Annotated in this window: 1 protein-coding gene; it reads right to left on the reverse strand. The window is 63.7% G+C overall.

Features of this window, described 5'->3' with window-relative positions; translation table 11 throughout:
* On the reverse strand, nt 1–234 hold a 234-nt coding region (locus HEN33_RS26025), incomplete at both ends, for a phage minor tail protein L (protein ID WP_183083584.1).

Raw genomic sequence — 234 nt, forward strand, 5'->3', positions numbered from 1 at the left:
GGTAATCCCACATACAGGTGTTCGCCAGCATGATGCGACCGGGAAACAGCGCCCCATCCGTCTCCGTCGGTGTTGCCAGCACAAACGAGGCTGTCATGGCCGTCAGCTGCGACATCTGCTCCACCACCCAGCGGTCACTCAGCTCCTGCTCCGGGTCCGCCTCCGGATTGCCCGCAACGAAATTCACCGCATCCAGAAAACGGGCATACACCCGGCGGCGGACCACCGTGGCCC

The organism is Escherichia sp. 94.0001, assembly GCF_013369155.2.
Taxonomy (GTDB): domain Bacteria; phylum Pseudomonadota; class Gammaproteobacteria; order Enterobacterales; family Enterobacteriaceae; genus Escherichia; species Escherichia coli_F.